The organism is Natronolimnohabitans sp. A-GB9 (genome assembly GCF_030848565.1).
GTDB lineage: Archaea > Halobacteriota > Halobacteria > Halobacteriales > Natrialbaceae > Natronolimnohabitans.
In genome coordinates, this window is the sequence record NZ_JAVDDV010000062.1 from 1 (window position 1) to 1,279 (window position 1,279).

The window sequence follows — 1,279 nt, forward strand, 5'->3', positions numbered from 1 at the left end:
CTCGCCTCTGCACGTTTAAGTCGGGGCGCAGTGTAGATGGAACCGACGGCTAATGCTGCCGATTACGGACTTCCTCTCGTGTACCGACCCGCTGGATGAGTTCGACTCACTGTCCTATCACCAGACTCATCACGCCAAAACGTACGTGACAGGTCTTGCTGCGGGCCGCAGCAAGACCGTGACCGGGATTGCACGAGAAGTCCTTCCTGCCAATAGCGAGCGAGCACTCAACAAGTTCATCACCGAGTACGACTGGGACGAAGACCGGCTCAACCACGAGCGGTTAGAAGAACTGCAAAAACACGGTCAGACGCGGTGGTCACAGGATGGCTACATCGTAATCGATGATTCGGTGTTCCAGCGAACCGGGAAGGAACTTCCCGGTGCTGGAGAGTTCTACGATCACACCGAAGGTGAACCTGTCTGGGGACAGAATCTCGTCTACGCGTTCTACACCGACGACAAAACCTCCTATCCGCTCGCGTTCCGCCAGTACGAGAAAGCCGACGACGACCAGGACGAGAACGAGACGAAATACGAGCTTGCACGGGAGATAATCACGGAACTGGAAGAAGAGGTAGGTGTGCCTGCGGACACCTACCTCTTCGACTCGTGGTTTGCCCACGACTCGGGTCTGATCAAGCACGTCACATCCTACGGCAAGGACTGGGTTGGACCGCTCCGAAGCAATCGGCAGGTAACCTACGATAACGAGGAGATGCGCGTCGATGCGCTGGAAGAGCGCATCGACAAGGTAGAGCGAGAGATCGACGAGGAAACGTACAAGATCTGGACGAAGACGCTCCCGATCTCGAAGTTGGGCGAGGTACGGCTGGTAATCGCTGAGAAAGGCACTGACGAGGACGAGGACAATCCGGTCAAGTACCTTGCGACGAATAAGGTCGACGCCCCCTCTGCCCACATCATTCGGAGCTATTCGTACAGATGGCGAATCGAGACATTCTTCGAGGACTCGAAGCAGGATCTCGGCCTTGGAGACTGCGAGGTGCGTGATTCTGACGGTGCCAGTCGTCACTGGCACCTTCAGATGCTGACCTACAGCCTCCTTCGTCTTGGTCCCGAATCGAGCGCCTCGGAGCGACTCGTCTCAAAAGCCTCGTCGCTCCGAGCACAGCTCGAACACGGTCTCAAAGAGGCTATCTACAACATGTTCTCGTGGGTGCGCGACCAACCAGACCGCGATCTCGATGGATTGATGGAGAAAATCGACCACCTCTTCCTCCATTCAGAAGGGAGTTTATGAACGTGCAGAGCTGAG

Annotated in this window: 1 protein-coding gene; it reads left to right on the plus strand. The window is 56.1% G+C overall.

Features of this window, described 5'->3' with window-relative positions; all coding sequences use genetic code 11:
* The first annotated feature begins 52 nt into the window (after nt 1-52).
* Nucleotides 53-1,264: an IS701 family transposase gene (locus RBH26_RS21285; protein ID WP_306760370.1), complete on the plus strand. Its 1,212-nt coding sequence runs from the start codon at nt 53-55 to the stop codon at nt 1,262-1,264.
* The last annotated feature ends 15 nt before the right edge of the window (nt 1,265-1,279 follow it).